This window comes from Nannocystis exedens (assembly GCF_002343915.1).
GTDB classification, from domain to species: Bacteria; Myxococcota_A; Polyangia; order Nannocystales; family Nannocystaceae; genus Nannocystis; species Nannocystis exedens.
This window is the reverse complement of record NZ_NETK01000001.1, coordinates 10070039-10090973: the sequence shown is the minus strand read 5'-3', so window position 1 is coordinate 10090973 and position 20935 is coordinate 10070039. Positions and strand designations below refer to the sequence as shown.

Here is a 20935-nt window from a genome sequence, read left to right as displayed (position 1 = left end):
GGATGTCCCATGGGACGAATGTCCCATGAGACATGCCCCATCGAAGATTCACCGAAGGGCAGCGCCGGCCGCGGCCCGATGGACGACCGCGACCGTCCGCTGCGCCCTGATTCGACGAATCAGCGCACTCGCACCCGCGTAGCCCCGCCGCGCACGGACGGCGCGATCGTTTTGCGAGGGAGCAGCACTGATGGATTGTGAAGACCATACGACACATTCCATCCCATCGTTCATCCCTCCTCTCTCGCTCGCGGTCCCACGCGCTCGTCGCTTGTGCCGCGCTGGCGTCGCTGTCCCCCGCGCTCGCCTCGGCGGCCGGCCTCGCGGTCAGCGGCCTCGACGCGGTTCCGACCGAGGAAGGCGGATCGGCCTCGTTCTCGGTCCGGCTGACCAGCGCGCCCACAGGCTACGTCACGGTCGGCGTGACATCGTCGAACGAGTCCGAGGTCAAGGTCATCAGCGCGACCTCGGCGGTGTTCACCGCCAGCAACTGGAACGACCCGCAGCGGTTCCAGTTGCAGGGCGTCGACGACGAGGTCGAGGACGGCGACATCCCGGTCCAGATCACCGTGGAGGTCGCGGGCAGCGCGGACCCGGCCTACCTCGCCGTGGGCGACGTGACGCTCAACGTCATCAACTACGACGATGACGAGACGTTGACCTTCTCGAGCCCATTCGTCGAGTGCGTCGGGCCGTCGACCGAGGACATCCACGACGGCAGCGTCGTCGGGCTGATCTACGACCAGGCGGCGGCGATGAGCGACCCGCCGTACCCGGTGTACGACCCGCTCAACCCGTGGCTCGACGACCGCGTCCACTCCGAGACCAGCGACCAGATGTACATCGAGCTGCGCACCCTGCACGTCATCTTGCAGGACACGTTCGCCGACTACATGACGATCTCCGAGTCGCTCGCGCTGCGTCAACACTACGCCCGCGCGGTGCACCGGATCCACACCACCTCCCGCGGCATGGTCCGGCTGAACTTCGATCAGTTCGTGCTCTCGACCCCGTTCGGCCTGAGCTCGTTCGCGGACGCCAGCCCCGATCCGAAGATGCAGGCCGAGTTCACCGACTTCGATCGCCTGACGGCCGAACTGGCGGGCGCAGGCTACGACATCGACGAGTACGACATGATCAGCGTCAGCGTCGCCTGGCACGACACCGACGATATCGTGAGGGCCGGGGTGGCCAACGCCGTGTGGCCGGGACCGGACATCGGCCTGCAACCGTTCACCAACCCGACCACCTGGAACAACGACCTCACCTTGACGACGCGGCAGTACGTCAACGATCCGCTGTCCGGCAAGTGGCGGGACATCTTCATCCACGAGATCTTCCACAACATGGAGTGGATGCTCGAGTACGGCGCGTTCGTCGAGCTCCGCAACCCCGATGACCCGTGGTGGATGGACACCTACCCCGACGAGCAGACGGTGCTGAACATGTTCTGGGCCCGGCCCAAGACGTCCGCCTTCTGGATCCCCGAGCCGTGGGGGAAGATTTACACGCAGGAGCCGACGCACATCGCCGAGATGACGTGCCCCGAGATCGACACCTACGTGGAGCGCAAGGTGTATTGCCCCGCCGGCGTGGACTGCGGGATCGGGTGCTGGTGTAACCCCTGAATCGCCGGACGCGCCCGCGGCATGTCTTTCAAGACAGAGCGCGGGCGCGCTCACGCCTCGCGCACGGACCCGATCGCCAGCAGCGCGAGCGCGACCGTCGGGACGACGTGCGTCAGCGCCATGCGGGCCGCGGCGCGCACCCACACGAGCTCGCCCGCCGCCCGCACGTCGAGCGCCTGCACGGCAGTCGCGACGGCGACGCCCCCGGAGCATACGCCCTCGACGCGCTCCGGGTCCCTGATCCCCGCCGGCTCGGGCCGATTGGACGCTCTCCTGCGGGTATTCGACGCCCTCTTCACCCGTGTTTGGCCGCCCCGCGGCGGGGGCATGATTCACCAGTCCCGAGCGCCGCCCCTCACCTGTCCCATCGACCGTCTCATCGGGTCCGGGGCCATCCGCGATCGCGGCCACGCGCGCAGCCTCGCGCGCCGACGTCGTCGCCGCCTTGCAGTACCATCCCGCGATGTCTCGCCTTTCTGCGCTCCTCCTGTGCGCGCCCTTGCTCGCGGCCTGCGGCGACAGCGGCCGGCCCCAGGACACCGCCAACGCCCCCCTGACCACCAGCGGTCCCGGCCCGACCTCGACCCTCGGCCCCACCGACGGCGCCGTCACCGACGGCACCACCACCGGCGAGCCGACCACCTCCACCGCCTCGACCTCGGGCGCGCCCAAGCTCGACCTCGGCGCCCAGCCCGACCAGGGCGACGGCGCCACCACCGGCGAGTGCGCCGCGCAGATGTTGGAGCCGCAGGTCCAGTCGATCGGCGTCGACGTCGTCGTCGTCGTCGACACCTCCAACTCCATGCAGGCGGCGATCGCCGCCGTCGAGGCCAGCATCAACAACGACTTTGCCGCCATCCTCGGCGCCAGCGACATCGACTACCGCGTCATCGTCCTGGGCGACTACCCCCCGGGCGGGCAGCTCGACATCTGCATCAGCGCCCCGCTCTCGGGCACCGACTGCAACCCGCCGCCGCCGGTCCCCGCGGTCACCGAGCGTTACAAGCACTACGACGCCGCCACCGGTTCGGGCGCCTTCCTCGACAACATCCTCGCCTGGTACACCGCCCCCGATCCGCACGGCCTCGCGCCGAACGGCTACCGCGACCTTTTGCGCGACGGCACGCGCAAGGTCATCCTCGCCATGACCGACGGCACCAGCGCCTCGGCCAGCGAGGCCGACGGCGACGCCTTCGACACCGCCCTGCTCACCCTCGACCCGCCGCACTTCGGCACCCCCGGCGCGCGCGACTACGTCTTCCACACCATCATCACCATGGCCGCCAACAACCCGCCGGACGCTCCGTGGTTGCCCGGCGATCCCCTGCAGGGCGAGGGCGGGTCGATCCAGCGCGTCAGCGTGATCACCGGTGGCTGGCGGTTCCCGCTGGCGCAGACCGACGCCTTCGACGTCCTCTTCCAGGAGATCGCCAAGGACGTCGTCGAGACCACCCCGATCGCCTGCTCCTTCCCGATCCCCGAGCCGCCGATGGGCACCATCGATCCGAACACCATCGAGATCGACTACCAGGCCGGCGGCGTCCCGCCGGTCAAGGCCTTCCATCAGGTCGTCGACCTCGCCGCTTGCGAGCCCGACGCCTTCTACATCCAGGACGCCACCGTCATCCTCTGCCCCGACGCCTGCGCCCAGGTGCAGGCCGATCCGGCTGCCAAGCTCGACGTCCGCTACGGCTGCGACGTCGGCTTCGACCCGGCCGGCTAAAGCCGCGATGCGTCGCGCGACCTCGTGACCGGCGCGCGAGCCGAACCCGATGAAGCACGCAGCCGGCCCGGACGGCCGCGCGCTTCGCCGACAGGTCGAAGCTCACCGCGCCTCCGAGGGATGGGCGTGCAGCCACGCCGACAGCGCGGCGATTCGCTCCCGGGGCGGAGGATCGTGCGCGGACAGCAGCGCGCGGGCTCGCAGCGCGTGCGCGCGCGCGTGCGCCGGCGCGTCGGCTCGGAGGGCCGCGAACAGCTGCTCGTGCAGGCCGGCCGCGCGCGGCTCGCTCGCCTGGTCGCCCGGGCCCCAGGCCGCGAGGGCGGCTTGCAGCACCGCCGCCGCCTCGGCCGCTCGCCCTTGCCGGCGCAGGGCGGGCCCCACCGCCAGCGCCAGGTCGACGTCGAGGCTGCGCGCGTCCGAGGGCTCGAGCCGCGCCACGAACGGACGGGCGGCCGCGGCGAAGCGCAGGGCCAGCTCGTCGGCGCCGGCGAGGTAGGCGATCTCGGCGGCGTTGGCGTACGCGACCGAGAGCACCGGCGCATCGTCGAGCGCATGCCCCTCGGGCGCGAGCAGCAGCTCGACGTAGGGCGCGAGCGCGGCCCGGAACTCACCTGCCTGGTAGTTCATGCGGCCGACCTGGTCGAGGACCCGCCCGAGATAGATCCGTCGCTCGTCCACGAGGCCCGGGGCCCGCAAGGCGGCGCGGGCGACTTCGGCGTGCTCGCGGGCCCTGGCGAAGTCGCCGCGAGCCTCGGCGATCCGCGCCGCGTCGTAATGCGCCGCCGGCACCAGCGAGGATCCGGGCCTGGCGTCGAGGATCGCGAGGGCGCGCAGGATCGGCGCCTCGGCCAGCTCGTAGTGCTGCTCCTCGATGTGGGACTCGCCGAGGTTGAGCAGCGGCTGCACCACGCGCACGTGATCGAGGCCGAGCTCCGACTCGATGATCCGCAGCGCCGCCACGAAGCGGACGCGGGCCGCCGCGAACTGCCGCTCGGCCGTGAGCGCGCGTCCGAGCCCGATCAGCGCGCGCGTGCTCAGGAACGGATCGGCGCTCGCGTGGCCGACGAGGGCGCGCTCGAACTCGACGCGCGCGGTCGCGTAGTCGCGGGCGTCGAGGGCCAGGTCGCCGAGGTAGCCGTGGGCGTCGGCCTCGCGGAGGTCGCCGCCGGCGTCGAGGCGGGCGAGGTGGCTGCGGAGGTTGTTGAACCGGACCCGCCCCTCCCGCATCCCGCCGCCCAGTCGCCAGGTGACGCGGAGCTGATGCAGGGCGACGTCCGCCGCGAGCTCGTCGAGGCCGTGCTTCGCCGCGAGGTCGGCGGCCTCGGCCAGCGTGTCCTCGGTCGCCGCCGCCTGCGGGCCGCTCTCCTGCGCGCGGGCGAGGTGATACAGCGCGGCGGCGAGGGTCGGGCCGTCCGCGAGCCGGCGCGCGTCGACGACTGCGCGGGCGGCGAGCGCCTCGCTGTCGCGGTGGTGGCCGAGGATCAGGGCCGCCTGCGCCGCGGCGAGCTTCTCGCCGATCCGGGCCGTCTGCTCGCGGTGGGACGCGCCCGCTTCGCCTGACTCTCGGAGCAGGTTCTCCGGGGCCGAGCAGGCGGCCAGCCCGGACAGGTGGGACAGATCGGCCCCGGCCGCCAGCGACTCGCCGACGCGGACGAGGACCGCGCGGTAGGACGTCAGGCACTCGAGGCCGCGCCGGTAAGCCGCCGCCGACAGCGATCCGCCGCGATGGCGCAGGCACAGGTCGAAGCGGGCGGTCCGCCAGCCGTCGACCAGGCGCGCCAGGCGGGCGTGGACGGCCGGGGCGAGCGAGCGGGTGCGGGCCTCGACCGACGATTGCGCGAACGGGTCGACCGCGGTCTCCTGCTCGCACTGTTCGACCGGCGTCGGCGGCAGCGGCCTCGCCCACACGCCGAGCGCGAGGCCGAGGCCGCCGAGCACGAGCCCGAAGTGCCGGCGGACGGGACCGCGGCGATCGCGGTCGAGCTCCTCCAGCAGCGCCCGCATCGACGGCCACCGCCCGGCGGGATCCGGCGCGAGCCCGCGGAGCACCGCCGCGTGCAGCCACGCCGGCACCCGCGCCCCCGCCGGGGGGCGGCGGATCCAGCCGCGTTCGCTGGCCTCGAGCACGTCCCAGATCGTCGCCCCCACGTGCGGGCGGACCCCGTAGAGCGCCTCGAACAGCGCCACGCAGTAGCTGAACTGATCGGTGCGCGCGTCGCAGCGGCGGCCGCCCAGCTGCTCGGGCGCCATGTACGCGGGCGTCCCCAGGACCGCGCCCGTCATCGTCAGCGGCGTCGCCAGCGCGTACGGTCGCGTCGCCGTCGCCGGCGACCGCTGCGACGCGTTCGCCCCGTCGTCGCCCTCGGCGGCGAGCGAGCTCACCAGACCGAAGTCGAGCACGCGGACCCGCCCGTCGTCGCCGAGCATCACGTTGCTCGGCTTGAAGTCGCGGTGGACGAGGCCGACGTCGTGGGCTGCGGCCAGCCCGCGGCCCGCGGGCACGTAGACCTCGAGCACCTCTCGCCACGGGCGCGGCGGCGGCCGCTCACGGAGCCACGTCTGCAGCGTCTTCCCGCGGACGTACTCCATCGCCACGAACGAATGACCGTCGTGCCGGCCGACCTCGTAGACCTGGACCACGTTGGGGTGAGACAGGCGGGCGAGCGCCTGCGCCTCCCGCATCAACCGCGGCCCGTCGACTTCGGCGAATTTTTCGAGCGAGTCGCGCAGCAGCTTGATCGCCACCCGCCGGTCGAGCTCGTCGTCGTACCCCGAATAGACGACGCCCATGCCGCCGACCCCGATCCGGCCGAGCACATGAAAATGACCGATCCGCGCGGGAGCCCGCTCGGGCGGCGGCGCATTGGCTTTTACCCGGGCCTGCCGGTCGTGGGCGTCGAGCCCGCGCGAACGGTGATCGAGGGTGGTCTCGGTGTCCGCCGATGCTCCGCTGTCGGATTCCCGCTGCGATGATTTGGAAGCGGACGACATGTAATCTCGTGACGACCATCGACGCCGATGCTTATCGGGGAGCCGGCCTCACCTGAAACCACGGGGGAAGCTTACGAACTGGATCTGCGCAAGACGGCTCGACGTGTCCATGCCATGGTCCATGCGAACGAAGCGGCGATGCCAACGCCGGCGTCCGCGGCGCGGGATTTATCGATGATGGGAGCGGCGGCAGGCCCCGGGCGCGCGGCGCGATGGCTTCGGCGCGCCCTCCGACCGTGACGGCCTCATCGAGCCGTTCCGGAGACTCCGGCTGACGACCGCGCCCTCCCGGATCAGTGGGGCCTCGCGGTGGGCCCCGGCCCACAGGACGGGCTGCCGTTCGCACACGGCGGCTTTACCTCGTTCGGTTGCGGAGCCTCCTCGTCTTCATCCTCTTCCTCGGCGTCGTCCGCCGGGTCGACGTCCAGCTCCGCGTCCTCGTCCTCCTCGAGGGCGACGCCGGAATCGAACTCGTCGAGCTCCCCCTCGACCTCGCATGCAGCGAGGGCGAAGACCGCGAAAAGGCATTTCGTCCTCATCCCATTTCTCCCGCGAAGTTTCCGGTCGCCCGCCGCGCTGGGCTTTACCCTTGAGCCCGCGCGCGCGTCCGAAGTATGTCGCAGGACCTGCAATGCGGCAGGGCGACCGGCGAAAATAAGCATCAAGAAAACATCGGGCGCCCGCGGCGGCGGGCATCGCATGACCTCGCCGGAGTGCCGCGATTCGCCCTCGCTTCCCCGGCGGTCCGACCGCCCCGCCGACGGCGGCGAGCGAGCGTTCGGCGTGACCGGCGAGCCCGCCGTCGACTACGGCTGCGAGTTCGACCCGGCCGGCCGAGCCTCCGCCGGCCCCTCCGCCGGCCCCGCCGCCGGGCTCTCCGTCGCGTTCCCCGTCGCCATGCGGCGCCACACCGCCGGCAGCCCGATCTCGAGGAACACCGGGAAGCGGTAGCCCTCGTAGCGGCGCTCGAGCTCCGCGCGCACCCGCTGCATCGCCGCAGGGTCGGGCGGCAGCGTCGGCTTCTCGGCCGCCACCAGCGACAGCACCGCCTGCAGGTACTCGCGCTGGTTCGCGATCAGCTCCGGCCCGCCCGAGCGGCCGCGGCCCGGGTGGACGTGCTTCGGCTGCATCGCCTCGATCTCCGCCAGTCGCTGCAGCCACGCCTCCGTCTCGCCGTTCTCGAGCCACGCGTGGGCCTTGTTGGCCACCAGGTCGCCGACGAACACGTGGTCTCCCCACTCGATCACCACGTGGGCCGGGCTGCAGCCGGGCCCGAGCACGTGCGCCTTCAGCTCGAGCCCGGCCAGCTTCAGCGTCGTCGTCGCCGCCCCGAAGCTGCGCGGCTGCGGCACCGCCGTCGGCCAGTCGGGCGCGTAGCGCTCGGCGAACGCCTCCGTGCGCCTGGCGAACACCTCGGGGATCCGTGCCAGCACTTGCTCGGCCGTCCACACCTCGATCCCGCGGGCCTGGAACGTCGCCGTGCCGTTGAACTTGTCGGGGTTCGCGTGCAGCACGATCGCCGCCACCACCTTCTTGCGGGTCACGCGCTCGGCCGCCGCGATCACCTCGGCCGCGACCGAGGGCAAGAATTGCACGTCGATCACCACCACCCCCTCGGGTCCCTCGATCCAGAAGCTCGACGTATCGAACGACCAGCCCGACGAGATGTATTGCCCGATCCGTCGCTCTGCCAGCGGCACCTCCACCCGGCCCGTCATCGGCGTCGACGAGTGGCTGACGCACGCGGGCGCCGAGAGGACGAGCGACGAGAGGGCGACGAGCTGAAGCGCGCGGGCGAACATCGGCTGCGAAGGCTAGTGCTGCCGCCTCGCCCTGTCCACCGCCGGTCCGGATGTCTCGAAGGACATCTGCACGCGCCGATCCACCCCCCGGGGCGCCTCGGGCCCCGACGCGGCGGCGCCACCCTGCCCGCCTCCGCGGGACGGCCTGTCTCGAAGGACATCCGCACGCGCCGATCCCCGACCCGTGCCTGCGAGCGCTCGCGCCGCCGCGCTCAGCACCGAGCACCCGGGCCGGCCTCCGACCCGGCGGTCTGCCTCCCGGCGAGCACCGAGCTCGTCGTCGTCGACCCCCACTGTCGCCCATGCCGGCGCCCCGACCCGGCTCGCGGGTCTGCCCCGTGCGGCCGCGCCCTCGCGTCGCCGCTCACACCGACCGGGGCGCGCCCGGCCCGGTGTTCCCCGGGCGCCGCGCGGGGCGTGGCGTGGTAAGAGATCGTCGGCCGGCCCGGCCCGCGGGAGTCCCATGCGACATGTCTTCAAGTACAGCTTCACCTTCTCCGCCCTCGTCCTCGCCTCCTCCGCCTGCGGCGACTCCGGATACGTCCAGGGCAGCACCGCCACCAACCCGACCAGCATCACCGGCCTGACCACCGGCACCTCCGAGACCGGCACCTCCGAGACCGGCACCACCGAACCCGGCACCACCGACCCGGGCACTGCCGCCACCACCGTCGAGCCCACCACTGCCGGGCCCACCACCGGTCCCGTCGATCCCTCGACCACGACCACCACCACGACCGACCCCGGCACCACGACCACCACCACCGAGACCACCACCACCGGCACCACGACCACCACCGGGGAGCCGCCGCCGGAGTGTGTCTCCGTGCTCAAGGCCACCGTGCGCGACTTCAAGGAGAGCCACCCCGACTTCGAGAGCTACGGCGGCACCGTCGACGGCCTCGTCCAGGTCGACCTCGGGCCCGACAAGAAGCCGGTCTACGCCCACGCCGGCGGCACCTCGGTCACCACCGGCCCGGCGGAGTTCGCCCAGTGGTACAACGACGTCGCCGACGTCAATCAATCGTTCGAGATCGAGATCCTGTTGACCGAGACGATGCCTGGTCAATACACCTACCAGAACAACAGCTTCTTCCCGATCGACGACCAGGGCTGGGGCAACCAGGGCAACGACCACAATTTCCACTTCACCACCGAGATCCACACCGAGTTCACCTATTCGGGCGGTGAGGTGTTCACATTCACCGGCGACGACGATCTGTGGCTGTTCATCAACGGCAAGCTCGCCATCGACCTCGGCGGCGTCCACGGCGCCCTCAGCGACTCGATCGACCTCGACGCCAACGCCGGCTACTTCGGCATCCAGCTGGGCGGCACCTACCCGATGGACATCTTCCACGCCGAGCGCCACACCACCCAGTCGAACTTCCGCATCGACACCAGCATCCAGTGCTTCATCGTCCCGGGCTGATAGGGGCCCCACGGCGGCAATAGGGTGCCCTGCATTGATCGCTCCGCCCAGCGCAACCCGATAAACCCGCCGTCATGCCCTGTTCGCCGCGGTGCCCATCCCGGCACCAACGTGCGCGAGGGCGGCACCGTGCTCCAGGAGATGAAGAGAACTGGCAGTTCCTCAACACCTTCCGCACCAATTCCCAGGTCGAGAACGGCGGCCTGTGCGATCCGAGGCCGGGCTGACAGCGCGGCAAGCCCAACCGGGATTGCCAACCGCAGTTGTGTTCCGTCAGAGCGGCAACCCCGCTTCCCGTATGGCCACTGCGGTCTGCGGCCCGAGGTGATCGTCAGCGGCCTCCGCGTCGCCGCCGAGTCGGTCGGCGTCCTCAGCCGCTCACGAGGCCGACTTGCGGCCTGACGGCCGAACGGTTCGGCGGCTTGAGCGCTCCTCCTGCTCCGTAGAGCGCAGCGTGGCGAGCATGACGCACACGCTGTCCCCGTCGCTGTTCCCGGACAGGGCGCGCGAGACCATGCGGCACTCATGCTCGAAAGGCCATGTCCCGCGGCCTGGTCCGCGGCCACGACGTGGCGAGGCGGAGGAGCTGCCGTAGCTGAGCTCGCCTCGGCCCGACTAGTGCTCCGACCGCGACGTAGAGATCTGGTCGAGTTTGAACACCGCTCGGGCTTGCTCCTTGGTGAACCGCCAAGTGATCTTCCGCCGTCGCCGGTGGGCGTCCTTGTTCCACAAGGACGTGCGACGGCGCAGTTCGGAGAGAGAGCCGATCCGGAGACGTCCAAGGCATTCACGTGACCACAAGCTCGCCTCGTTCTCAGCAGGGTTGAGCCAACTCCCGTGCTTGGGAGTATAGTGCACGGTAAAGCGGCTCCATAGCTCGCGCCCCGCATCATCGCCGAAGGCCATGCACAACGAGTTCTGGCGGTGGGTATTGAGGTTGTCCATGACGAGGTGAATCGTCCGCGCCGAACGATATCGTTGGGCTATCTTGCGGAGAGCCCGAGCGAACTGCTTCGCCGTGCGGTTGGGCGTCGCGTAGGTCAGGTGGCGTCCTGCCTTGGGCTCGACGATGCAGAAGACATTTGCGGTTCCGCGCCGCACGTATTCATAGTCCTGGCGAGCCATGCGGCCAGGTGAGGCTGGCCGGCCAGGTCGAGCGGGGTCTCGAAGTACGACCGGTCGTTCATCCAGGGCGACGACCGGCTCCGACGCGTCGGCTGGTTGCGCCAGGGTGTCGAGGACGTCGTCCATCCGTGCGACGTACTCCTCGTCGATCTGGGGAACGCACCACATTTTTTTCCCGCCACGGCTTGAGCGCGTGGTTCTTCAACAACACCCGGATCGTCTCCCGGCCGACTTGCTCGACGAGCTTGCGTTTCATGCACTCCTCGACGATGAGCATGATTGTCCACCGAGCGCGTCCTTCGGGAGGTGGCCCGCAGACCATGGCGACGATCGCCGCTTCTTGCCGAGCGTCGAGCTTCCGCGGCGGGATCGGCCGCTTCGCGTCCTTGAGCGCGACTTCGACGCCCGCGGCGAGATACCGCTCTCCAACCCGCCGAACGGATGGGACCGCCGATCCAACCGCTGCCGCCGTCGCCGCCAGCGACTTCCCCTCGTCCAACATCTGCAGCATGCGTATTCGCTTCCAGGTCCGCTCCGTTTGCCGCTCCCGAGCCTTTCGCCGCAGGAGCTCTCGATCCTCGTCCTTGAGCTTGAGTCCGGGGAACCGGGGTCGTGGCTTCTTCCGCCTCATGGCACCCGTAGATCAGAATCTCGGACAGAGCGCAAATTCGCGCATGGTTTTTGATCGCTACGCTACGGTCGGAGCACTAGAACTCTACTTCCTCCGTGGTGAAGAAATCGGTGGTGGGGGCGGCCAGGTTGTTGAGCACCACGAAGGCGTCATTGGCGGACGGCAGCAGGCTCTCCTGGATGTTCGCGCTCCCGTCCCCGAATTCGTCGGTGACCAGCGTACCGTCGGAGTCGAGAAAGACGCACTCGCCCGGAATTGCGGTTCCGTTGAAGGTCTGAATCAGCCTGATGTTGTATGTCGTGTTGGGCGTCCCGCCCTTGAGCACCACGTTCGCGATCAGCGTCCCCGAGCCGGTGGGGTGAATGTTCGCGAAGCCGTGATCGCTCGGGTTCGGTAGTATCGGTGCCACAGGATCGCCGTTGCAGTCGCGATTCTGCGGGGTCAGCCGCACCTTCTGCGCGCCCTTGGCGGGGGCTGCACTTGCGATCGGGGTGCCGAGTTCCGCCGTGATCCCGACGGCGCCCACCATGAGGATGGCTGCCATGGCCTGGACAGATGCGCGCGCCAATAATGCCTTCATCGAAGTTTCTCCTGTGCTTTGTCTTCCGCCCATCCGGCGAACGCTCTCGTCCTCCGGCGCGGCCGACGTCCGTGTCGAGCGTGGAACACCCTCGCACGCGCGCCAGTGGTGCGGCGCACGAATGAAAATCCAAAGCGATGAGTGGGCCGGAGAAGACGGCTCGTGCTCCACCTCACCGCGCCCAACGCAGCGACCCAGCGCGACCACCTGCAAGCCCGCGCGCCGCCGAGCGCCACACCACCCAGTCGAACTTCCGCATCGACACCAGCATCCAGTGCTTCATCGTCCCGGGCTGACGTGAGGCTCTACCTCGACGACGATCGACGCGTCGAGAAGGTAGTTCTCGCCGCCCGGTTCTGCCCGGTTTGCGCTTCGACGTTTGGCGCACCGATGTCATCGTCTGGGCATAGCCGGGCCACCGGCCTCGACCTTGAAGCGGCTGCACCGGCTTCATCGTGAAGCTGAATCGAACTCTCGAGATGACCCTGCTCGGCAAGACCATGAGCGGCGATCCATGCTGTCGATCGCTTCGGCCCCCCCGGGCGATTCCAGCCGCTGCTGGGTGGGTCTCGCGTTCGCCGTCGCTGCGACGAGGCCGCGCGTCCGCGGCGTTCAGTCGCCGACGCGCAGGTGGTACATGGCGCAGGTGTCGAAGTAGGGCTCGCCCTTCTCGCAGAAGGTCCCGCCGAGGCCGAGCGACGGAGACGAGCCTCGCGCTCCCCGGGGAGCGATCCGCGAGTGTGATGACAGCACTGTCGCGCTCGTCGACGAGCGCCTGCCCGCGCTCGAGCTCACCGAGGAGCTCGCGCGCTGCAAGAGCATGACGTCGTGCGCGCTCCTCGACGGCCGGGGAGCCCGAAGTTGCTCGGCGCGCCCGGAGTGGCGGCGTCAGGCTCGCGGCGAGACGCTGCTCGTCGTGTGGCCGCACGATAATGGCGTCCGCAGCGGCGTCGCGGGGCCAGTCGCTTCGAACTCGTCGCCGAGGGCGTGGCGGGGCTCCTGCGCCGCGTGCGATCATTCGGACGGAGGACGGGCGCACGAGCTCAGGAACTCGAGGCAACGGCCGTCCTCGCAGTGCTGCGACTGGCATTCGCGGGTGACCCCTTCGTAACTGCAGGCGCTGCCGGCGGGTTTTGGCTCGACGCAGGTCCAGCTGGCGAGGATGTCGCAGACGCCCTCGCCGCAGCCGGCCAGCGCATCGTGGACGCGCTCGTTGATGGCCGCGGAGAATTCGTAGGGGTCGTCCGGCTTGCACGATTCGCCGAGCTGCGGGCCCGCTTCGCAGCGCCACTCGGCGAATGAGTCGTCGACGGGCCGGCAGGCCAGGCCGAGGCCGCAGACCGCGTCGTTGCACGATTGACCCGCTGAAGCCACCGGGCGCGGGAACACCTCCTGAACGCCTGCCGGCTGCAAGGGGGTGTAATAGTCCGGCTCGGGGCGACAGGTTCCGAGCGGATAGGGGTCGCAGTCCTCGTCGGTGGCCGGGACGCAGGCGCCGCCGCAACACGATTGGCCGGGCCCGCAGCCTCCGTCGTCCACGCACGCGACATCGCCGAGGTAACGCAGGCAGTACAGGCCGGGGCCGCAGGCGAGCCAGGCGGCGCTGCAGCTGTCGTCTTCCGCGCCCCAGGGGCGACAGGTCCGGTCGGAGAAGTCGCAGTAGGCGCCGTACACACACTCCGAGGCGGTGGAACACGCGCTGCCGAGCGGGTGGGGCGAGCCGCAGACGTTCAAGTCCGTGTCGCACGTCGCGTCACCCTCGCAGACGAAGAGGTCGAGCTGATGGCACGGCTGGCCGAATGGGATCTGGGGCTCGCATCGCTCCTGTCTCGCCTCGCTGTCCCAGCCGCACCGGTACCCGTCGACGCAGCTGTTCTCGAACTCGCTCGCCTCGCAGGGCTCGCCGGCGCCGCTTCGCGTCAGGCACACGTCGTTGCGCACGGAGCAGAAGCGACCCTCGCCGCAGCCGCCGACCGTGCATTCGAGCTCGGCGCATGCGCCGGGGCAGGTGAATCCGGAGACGTCGCATTTCAGACCGGGGCTGCACTCGACGTTTTCGACGCAGCTGGCGCCCTCTGGCCGGGTACCCGCGAACAGGTCACGGCAGCCCGGGATGATCTCCAGCGCCGAGATGCTACCCGAGGAGTCGTCGGTCACGAACAACTCGTCGCAGCGGCTCGCGGACAGGCCGTCGATGCAGCGCTTCGCGGCGTCGGCGAGTAGCGTCACCCCGTGCTGGAGGTACGTCGCCTCCTGCGCCGCGCAGCCGGAAGCGGCGACGCAAGCGTCGATCTCGGTGGCGGCGTTGTAGACGAAGACCCGGCAGGCCACCTGGCGCTCGCAGCCGGCGCGGACCACATCGCACAGGGAGACGGACCGCGCCGCGGCGGACTCGGGCCGCGGCTCGCAGGCCGCGAGCGCGAGCCCGGTCATGAGGAGGACGAGGCCGCGGAGCGACGGTCGTCCGGCCGTACGGTGAATGCTCGTCATGATGGCGCGAAAATCATGGCACCGCCTGTCCCGACGCCCGGTGACTTCGACGACGAGGGCGTCGGCGGACGCGTCGCCGCGTCGCACGCGCGGCCATGCGGAGATGACGCCTCCGGTCCGAGGCGGCGGATCCTGCGCCGAAAGCAGCGCCCGAGCGCGGACGAGCCTCACCTGCTCGAAGAGCCAGATCGTGGACGTCATCACCGCACGACGTCGACTTCGTCACCTCGGAATGATCCCATGGCGCCCGCCCGCACTCGTCGATCTACTCGCGACGACAGCGCTCGAGTATCGTCGCCCTCCCACCATGGAAGACCCGATGCTCGCCGACCTGCGCGCCGAAAACCAGCGACTCCGCGAGGCGATCGTCCGCCTCGAGCGCGACGCCGCCGAGGCGGAGCGAGCGGTCGAGGACCGGCTCAAGCTAGCGACGGCGCTCGAAAACATCTACCGCGCTGTGCCGGACCTATTCTTCCAGATCCGCGTCGACGGCACGGTCACGAACTACCTCGCCAGTCCGACCAGCCCGCTCTACGTCCCGCCCGATGCGTTCCTCGGCAAGCGCATGCAGGACGTGGTGCCGCCCGACGTCGGCGCACTCACCGTAGAGGCGCTCGCGGAGGCGATGGGCCCGGCCGGCAGAGCCCGGATCGAATACTCGCTCGACATCGGCAGCTCGGTCGAATGGTACGAGGCGCGGCTGATCCGGATCAGCGCCGACGAGATGGTCATCGTCGTCCGCAACATCAGCGAGCAGCGCCGCGACCGCGAGACGGTGCTGCGGCTCAACCGCGAGCTCGAGGCACGGGTGCAGGAGCGGACCGTCGCGCTCGAGGTCGCCGCGGCCGAGAGCGCCGCGCTGCAGCAGCAAGTCATCGAGGCCCAGCGCGCGACGCTGCAGGCGCTGTCGACCCCGCTGGTGCCGATCGCTCGCCACGTCGTCGCCGTCCCGCTGATCGGCGACGTGGACGCCGACCGCGCCGGCCGCTTGCTCGAGGCCATCCTGGCCGGCGTCCAGGCTCGGCGGGCCGCGTTCGTGCTGCTCGACGTCACCGGCGTGCCGCAGGTCGACACCGTTGCGGCGCGGGCGCTCGCCGACGTCGCCCGCGCGGTCAAGCTGCTCGGCGCGGAGCTGGTGCTCACGGGCATCGGCCCCGATGTTGCGCGCACGCTCGTCGATCTCGGGGCCGAGCTCGGCGGCGCGCGCATCTTGCCGAGCCTCGACCAGGGCATCGCTTACGCGATGCGGTCGGCGCCGCCGACCCGCCGCGACTGAGCGCGCGAAAGCCCGATGCACCGCGTCGCCGGCGGCCCCGGCTCGCATTACGGCCTGTCGGTCGCGGTCGACACCGGCGGCCGGATCGCCTTCGGCGGCCTGTTCGGCGAGGAGGTCGACGTCGGTGACGACCACTTCGTCAATCCCAACCCCGAGTCCTGCTCCTTCGATGCCGTCCTCGCCGGCTTCGACGCCGCGGGCGAGAACCTGGGGTCGAAGCAGAACGGGTCCGCGTCCACCGACGCCCACCTCACCGAGCTGCACTTCGATCCGGCCGACGCGCTGTTCGTGACCGTGTACCTCGACGACGCCCTCTCCGTGAGGCTGTACGCCGGCGGGGAGCAGACCTGGGAATGGAAGACCGACCAGCTCGCGCTCGGCCGCGGCGCCCTCGCCGGGGTGGACGCCGTGCTCGTCGGCGCCTGGCCGGGCAAGGACGTGATGATCGACTTCGGCGGCGGTCCTCTCGTCGGTCGCGGCGACGGCGACTTCTTCCTGGCGAAGATCCGCCGCTGAACCGCCCGCGGCCGACCTCGGCGGCGTCTTCGGCGCCGCCCCGGCGTCCAGTCGCGTCGCGCGACTTCACGGCGGCCGCTGCGGGCCGTGATCGCTCACCCCACCGTGTCGCCCGCGTGAGCTGCAGCGCCGGATCGCGCGAGTGAGGAAATCGACGGTTCCGAGCCCGCGCGACGCGACCTCGAGCCGCTCACCCCATTTCTCGCCGCTGGGCTCGCTGGCGACGCTGCTTGCATGTACAGCAACCTCGGCCATCTTCAGGCGTGACCGGCGATCCGCTCGCGTTCCTCCACCCGGCCGCCCGCGCGTGGTTCGAGGCCTGCTTCGACGCGCCGACGTCCGCGCAGGTCGCGGGCTGGCCGGCGATCGAGGCGGGCGAATCGACGCTGCTGCTGGCGCCCACCGGCTCGGGCAAGACGCTGGCGGCGTTCCTCGGCGCCATCAACCGCGTCATGTTCGCGCCGGTGCCGCCGCCGGCCGAGCGCTGCCGCGTCGTCTACGTCTCGCCGATCAAGGCGCTCGGCGTCGACATCGAGCAGAACCTGCGCTCGCCGCTGGCCGGCATCGCCGCGACCGCCGATCGGCTCGGGATGTCGGTCCACACCCCGACGGTGGCGATTCGCAGCGGCGACACCCCGCAAAAGGCGCGCGCGCACATGCAGCGCCACCCGCCCGACATCCTCATCACCACCCCCGAATCGCTGTACATGCTGCTGACCAGCGAATCGCGGGCCATGCTGCGATCGGTCGACACCGTCATCGTCGACGAGATCCACAGCCTCGTCGGCAGCAAGCGCGGCACCCACCTCGCGCTCTCGCTCGAGCGGCTCGAGTGGCTCCGCGCCGGCGCGCGGCCGCTGCAGCGGATCGGCCTGTCCGCGACCCAGCGCCCGCTGACCGAGGTCGCGCGCTTCCTCGGCGGCTCGGTCGTCGACGGCGACGCGGTCACGCCGCGGCCGGTCACGATCGTCGACGCCGGGCAGGTCAAGCAGCTCGACCTGCGGATCGAGCTGCCCGTCGAGGAGCCCGGCGCGAGCATCGAGGACGTCCCGCCGGCCGCGAACGAGGGCCCGACCGCGATCTCGGGCCTCCCGCGCTCCAACCTCACCGCCCTGCATCCGCGCCTCGTCGAGCTGATCCGCGCCCACCGCTCGACCATGCTGTTCGTCAACAGCCGCCGCCTCGCCGAGCGCCTGGCCGCCGCGCTCAACGAGGTCGCCGGCGAGCCGCTGGCGCTCGCGCACCACGGCTCGATGGCCAAGGACGTGCGCGCCGGCGTCGAGGAGCAGCTCAAGCGCGGCACCTTGCCGGCGATCGTCGCCACATCTTCGCTCGAGCTCGGCATCGACATGGGCGCGGTCGACCTCGTGATCCAGCTGGCCTCGCCGCCGTCGATCGCCGCCGGCATGCAACGCGTCGGCCGGGCCAACCACCACGTCGGCGGGCGCTCGCGCGGCGTCATCATCCCCAAGTTCCGCGGCGACCTCTTGCCGTGCGCCGCCGCGGCGCGGGCCATGCTCGCCGGCGAGGTCGAGTCGTCGCGATACCCGCGCAACCCGCTCGACATCCTCGCCCAGCAGGTCGTCGCCGCGGTGGCGATGGACGACTGGGCCGCCGAGGCGCTGTACGACAAGATCCGCGCCGCCGCCCCCTACGCCGAGTTGCCGCGCGACGCCTTCGAGGGCGTGCTCGACATGCTCAGCGGCCGTTACCCGAGCGAGGACTTCGCCGACCTGCGCCCGCGCGTCAACTACGACCGCGTCACCGGCCAGCTGTCGGCGCGTCACGGCGCCCGGCGGGTCGCGATCGGCAACGCCGGCAGCATCCCCGACCGCGGCCTGTTCGGCGTCTTCCTCGCCGGCAGCGGCGAGGGCGGCCGCCGCGTCGGCGAGCTCGACGAGGAGATGGTGTTCGAGTCGCGGATCGGCGACGTGTTCGTGCTCGGCGCCTCGTCGTGGCGGATCGAAGAGATCACCCACGATCGCGTGCTCGTCTCGCCGGCCCCGGGCGAGCCCGGCAAGCTGCCGTTCTGGCGCGGCGACGGCCCTGGGCGCCCGCTCGAGTTCGGCCAGGCGATCGGCGCGCTCGTCCGCGAGCTCGGCGCGTTGTCCGACGCCGACGCCGAGGCCCGGCTCGTCGACCAGCACCGCCTCGATCCGGCCGCCGCCCGCAGCCTCCTGCAATACGTGCGCGAGGAGCAGGAGGCCGCGAAGGCCCTGCCCACCGATCGCACGATCGTCGTCGAGCGCTTCCGCGACGAGATCGGCGACTGGCGGGTCTGCATCCTCTCGCCGTTCGGCGCCGCCGTGCACGCCCCGTGGGCCATGGCGGTGCGCAGCGCCCTGCTCGAGCGCTACGCCGCCGAGCTCGACGTCGTCTGGTCCGACGACGGCATCGTCTTCCGCCTGCCCGAGGCCGAGCGCGCGCCCGACCCGACGCAGTTCTTCCCCCGCGCCGACGAGCTCGAGGACCGCGTGGTCGCGCGATTGGCCGAGACCTCGCTGTTCGCCACCCGCTTCCGCGAGAACGCCGGCCGCGCGCTGCTGCTGGTCAAGCGTCGGCCGGGCCAGCGCAGCCCGCTGTGGGCGATGCGGCGCAAGTCGGCCGACCTGCTGGCCGCCGCCTCGCGCTTCCGCGACTTCCCGGTCGTGCTCGAGACCTACCGCGAATGTCTGCAGGACGTGTTCGACCTGCCGGGCTGCGTCGACCTGCTGCGGCGCGTCGAGCAGCGCGCGATCAAGGTCGTCGACGTCGAGACCCGCACCCCGAGCCCGTTCGCCGCGGCCCTGCTGTTCTCGTACGTCGGCAACTTCATGTACGAGGGCGACGCCCCGCTGGCCGAGCGGCGCGCCCAGGCGCTGACGATCGACCACGCGCGCCTCAAGGCCCTGCTCGGCGAGGCCGCCCTGCGCGACCTGCTCGACGCCGACGCGATCGCCGAGCTCGAGGCGACCCTGCAGCGACGCGCCCGCAAGCTCGGCCATTCCGACGAGGTCCACGACCTCCTGCTCGCGCTCGGCGATCAGGACCGCGACGACATCGTCGCCCGCGCCGGCGTCCCCGAGGACGACGTCGACCGCTGGCTGGCCGAGCTCACGCACACCCGCCGGATCGTCAAGGTCAAGCTCGGCGGCCGCTGGCGCTACATCGCCGCCGAGGACGCCGGCCGCTACCGCGACGCGCTCGGCGTCGTCTCGCCGCCGGGCCTCCCGGCCGTGTTCCTCGAGTCGGTCGAAGATCCGCTGGCCGACCTCGTCGCCCGCCACGCACGCACCCACGGCCCGTTCCGCGCCGAATGGCTGGCCCAGCGCTTCGCCGTCGGCACCGCCCTCGTCGTCGGCGCGTTGCGGCGCCTCGCCGCCCGCGGCAAGGTCGTCGAGGGCGAGTTCATCCCCCGCGGCACGGGCCTCGAGTGGTGCGACGACGAGGTCCTGCGCCGGCTCAAGCGCATGTCGCTGGCGCGCCTGCGCGAGGAGGTCGAGCCGGTCGAGCAGGCGGTGCTGGGCCGCTTCTCGCTCGCGTGGCAGGGCATCGGCGGCGAGCGCGAGGGCCCCGAGGCGGTGCTGCAGGCGATCGAGCAATTGCAAGGAGTCGCGATCCCCGCCTCGGTGCTCGAGAGCGAGGTGTTGCCGGCGCGGGTCGCCAATTATCGTTCGACCGATCTCGACGTATTGTGCGGCGCCGGCGACGTCGTCTGGCGCGGCGTCCGCCCGCTCGGCCAGGCCGACGGCTACGTCGCGCTCTACCTCGCCGACGACGCCCCCTTGCTCGCCCCCGACCCCGCGCCCGCCGAGGGCGAGCTGGCCGGGCGCGTCCGCGAGGCCCTGCAGGCCCGCGGCGCCTCGTTCTTCGCCGAGCTCGTCGCCGTGGTGCGCGCCCCCGCCGACGAATTGCTCGAGGCGCTGTGGGACCTCGTGTGGGCCGGCGAGGTCACCAACGACACCCTCACCTGTCTGCGCAGCCGCCTCGCCGGCGGCGACCGGGGCCCGCGGCCGCTGCTGCGCTTCGGCGTCGACGGCCGCGGCCGGCGCAGCGGCCCGCCGGGCAGCGAGGGTCGCTGGTCGCTCGTCCAGCGCCCCGCCCTCGACGAGACCGAGCGCCGGGCCGCCCGCGCCCGCCAGCTGCTCGCGCGTCACGGCGTGCTCACCCGCGAGGCCGTCGCCGCCGAGGATCACGAGGGCGGCTTCGCGGCCGTCTATCCTGTCCTCAAGGCCATGGAGGAGGCCGGCCGCGTGCGCCGCGGCTACTTCGTCGCCGGCCTCGGCGCGACCCAGTTCGCCCTGCCCGGCGCCGAGGATCGCCTGCGCGACGTCCGGGACATCGACGAGGACGCCCCCTTCACCGTCCTGCTCGCCGCCACCGATCCCGCCAACCCGTACGGCGCCGCGCTGCCGTGGCCGGATGTCCCCGAGGCCAGGTTCGAGCGGGCCGCCGGGGCCCGCGTGGTCCTGCGCGACGGTCGACTGATCGGCTTCCTCGGCCGCGGCGCCCGCACCCTCGTCACCCACCTCCCCGACGCCGAGCCCGAGCGCGGGCGCGCGACCGCGGCGCTGGCCGAAGCCCTCTCGTTGTTGCCCGAGGTCACCGGTCAGCGCTACGTCCTGCTCGAGCAGATCGACAACCACCCGGCCCCCGACTGGCCGCAGGTGGCCACATTCACCGCCGCCGGCTTCCGCCCCACGCACGACGGCCTGATCCTGCGCCGCGACGAGCCGCGCCTCGGCGCGAGGAGGCGCTGATT

15 protein-coding genes are annotated in these 20935 nt (G+C 71.4%); 6 read left to right on the top strand and 9 right to left on the bottom strand.

Going from position 1 to position 20935, the window contains the following annotated elements; all coding sequences use genetic code 11:
* Positions 1 to 422: 422 nt before the first annotated feature.
* Positions 423 to 1628, top strand: coding sequence for a hypothetical protein (locus NAEX_RS39310; protein ID WP_143141424.1), 1206 nt, complete (start codon positions 423 to 425; stop codon positions 1626 to 1628).
* A gap of 50 nt (positions 1629 to 1678) precedes the next feature.
* Here NAEX_RS39310 and NAEX_RS54090 read toward each other — a convergent pair whose 3' ends face one another.
* Entirely contained in the window at positions 1679 to 1810 is a 132-nt protein-coding gene (locus NAEX_RS54090; protein WP_256254124.1) for a hypothetical protein, read from the bottom strand.
* Positions 1811 to 2091: 281 nt separating this feature from the next.
* Between NAEX_RS54090 and NAEX_RS39305 the strand changes: the two genes are divergently transcribed.
* Positions 2092 to 3351, top strand: coding sequence for a hypothetical protein (locus NAEX_RS39305; protein ID WP_143141423.1), 1260 nt, complete (start codon positions 2092 to 2094; stop codon positions 3349 to 3351).
* 102 nt (positions 3352 to 3453) lie between these two features.
* Here NAEX_RS39305 and NAEX_RS39300 read toward each other — a convergent pair whose 3' ends face one another.
* The 3 genes from NAEX_RS39300 to NAEX_RS39290 form a co-directional block, all read right to left on the bottom strand.
* Positions 3454 to 6168: a serine/threonine-protein kinase gene (locus NAEX_RS39300; protein WP_170136391.1), complete on the bottom strand. Its 2715-nt coding sequence runs from the start codon at positions 6166 to 6168 to the stop codon at positions 3454 to 3456.
* 467 nt (positions 6169 to 6635) lie between these two features.
* The gene (locus NAEX_RS39295; RefSeq protein WP_143141422.1) at positions 6636 to 7004 is read right to left on the bottom strand and encodes a hypothetical protein; all 369 of its coding nucleotides are present in this window, start codon (positions 7002 to 7004) and stop codon (positions 6636 to 6638) included.
* A 144-nt stretch (positions 7005 to 7148) separates the two neighbouring features.
* Positions 7149 to 8144, bottom strand: coding sequence for an MBL fold metallo-hydrolase (locus NAEX_RS39290; RefSeq protein ID WP_096332595.1), 996 nt, complete (start codon positions 8142 to 8144; stop codon positions 7149 to 7151).
* Positions 8145 to 8607: 463 nt separating this feature from the next.
* Here NAEX_RS39290 and NAEX_RS39285 point away from each other — a divergent pair, with 463 nt between their 5' ends.
* Positions 8608 to 9576, top strand: coding sequence for a fibro-slime domain-containing protein (locus NAEX_RS39285; RefSeq protein WP_096332594.1), 969 nt, complete (start codon positions 8608 to 8610; stop codon positions 9574 to 9576).
* Between the two features lie 615 nt (positions 9577 to 10191).
* On the opposite strand, the gene NAEX_RS39280 is transcribed toward NAEX_RS39285, so the two are convergent.
* The 5 genes from NAEX_RS39280 to NAEX_RS39260 all read right to left on the bottom strand — a co-directional run bounded on the left by NAEX_RS39280 (position 10192) and on the right by NAEX_RS39260 (position 14402).
* Positions 10192 to 10869 carry an IS630 family transposase gene (locus tag NAEX_RS39280; RefSeq protein WP_096332593.1) on the bottom strand — a complete coding sequence of 226 codons (678 nt, stop codon included), beginning with the start codon at positions 10867 to 10869 and terminating at the stop codon, positions 10192 to 10194.
* Positions 10760 to 11203: a helix-turn-helix domain-containing protein gene (locus NAEX_RS54795; protein WP_476703776.1), complete on the bottom strand. Its 444-nt coding sequence runs from the start codon at positions 11201 to 11203 to the stop codon at positions 10760 to 10762. The genes NAEX_RS39280 and NAEX_RS54795 overlap by 110 nt, the downstream gene beginning before the upstream one ends.
* 205 nt (positions 11204 to 11408) lie before the next feature.
* Complete coding sequence (locus NAEX_RS39270) at positions 11409 to 11912, bottom strand: hypothetical protein (RefSeq protein WP_143140993.1); 504 nt, start codon at positions 11910 to 11912, stop codon at positions 11409 to 11411.
* 612 nt (positions 11913 to 12524) lie between these two features.
* Positions 12525 to 12665 (bottom strand): hypothetical protein, encoded by a 141-nt coding sequence (locus tag NAEX_RS51445; RefSeq protein WP_170136389.1) that lies wholly within the window; start codon positions 12663 to 12665, stop codon positions 12525 to 12527.
* A 261-nt stretch (positions 12666 to 12926) separates the two neighbouring features.
* Positions 12927 to 14402 (bottom strand): hypothetical protein, encoded by a 1476-nt coding sequence (locus NAEX_RS39260; protein WP_143140994.1) that lies wholly within the window; start codon positions 14400 to 14402, stop codon positions 12927 to 12929.
* Between the two features lie 307 nt (positions 14403 to 14709).
* Between NAEX_RS39260 and NAEX_RS39255 the strand changes: the two genes are divergently transcribed.
* From NAEX_RS39255 to NAEX_RS39245, 3 genes are all read left to right on the top strand, one after another.
* The gene (locus NAEX_RS39255) at positions 14710 to 15678 is read left to right on the top strand and encodes an STAS domain-containing protein (protein ID WP_170136388.1); all 969 of its coding nucleotides are present in this window, start codon (positions 14710 to 14712) and stop codon (positions 15676 to 15678) included.
* A gap of 15 nt (positions 15679 to 15693) precedes the next feature.
* A complete protein-coding gene (locus NAEX_RS39250) occupies positions 15694 to 16194 on the top strand; it encodes a hypothetical protein (RefSeq protein ID WP_096332588.1) in 501 nt (166 codons plus the stop codon).
* Positions 16195 to 16457: 263 nt separating this feature from the next.
* On the top strand, positions 16458 to 20933 hold the full coding sequence (locus NAEX_RS39245) for an Lhr family helicase (RefSeq protein ID WP_096332587.1): 4476 nt from the start codon (positions 16458 to 16460) through the stop codon (positions 20931 to 20933).
* Positions 20934 to 20935 lie beyond the last annotated feature (2 nt).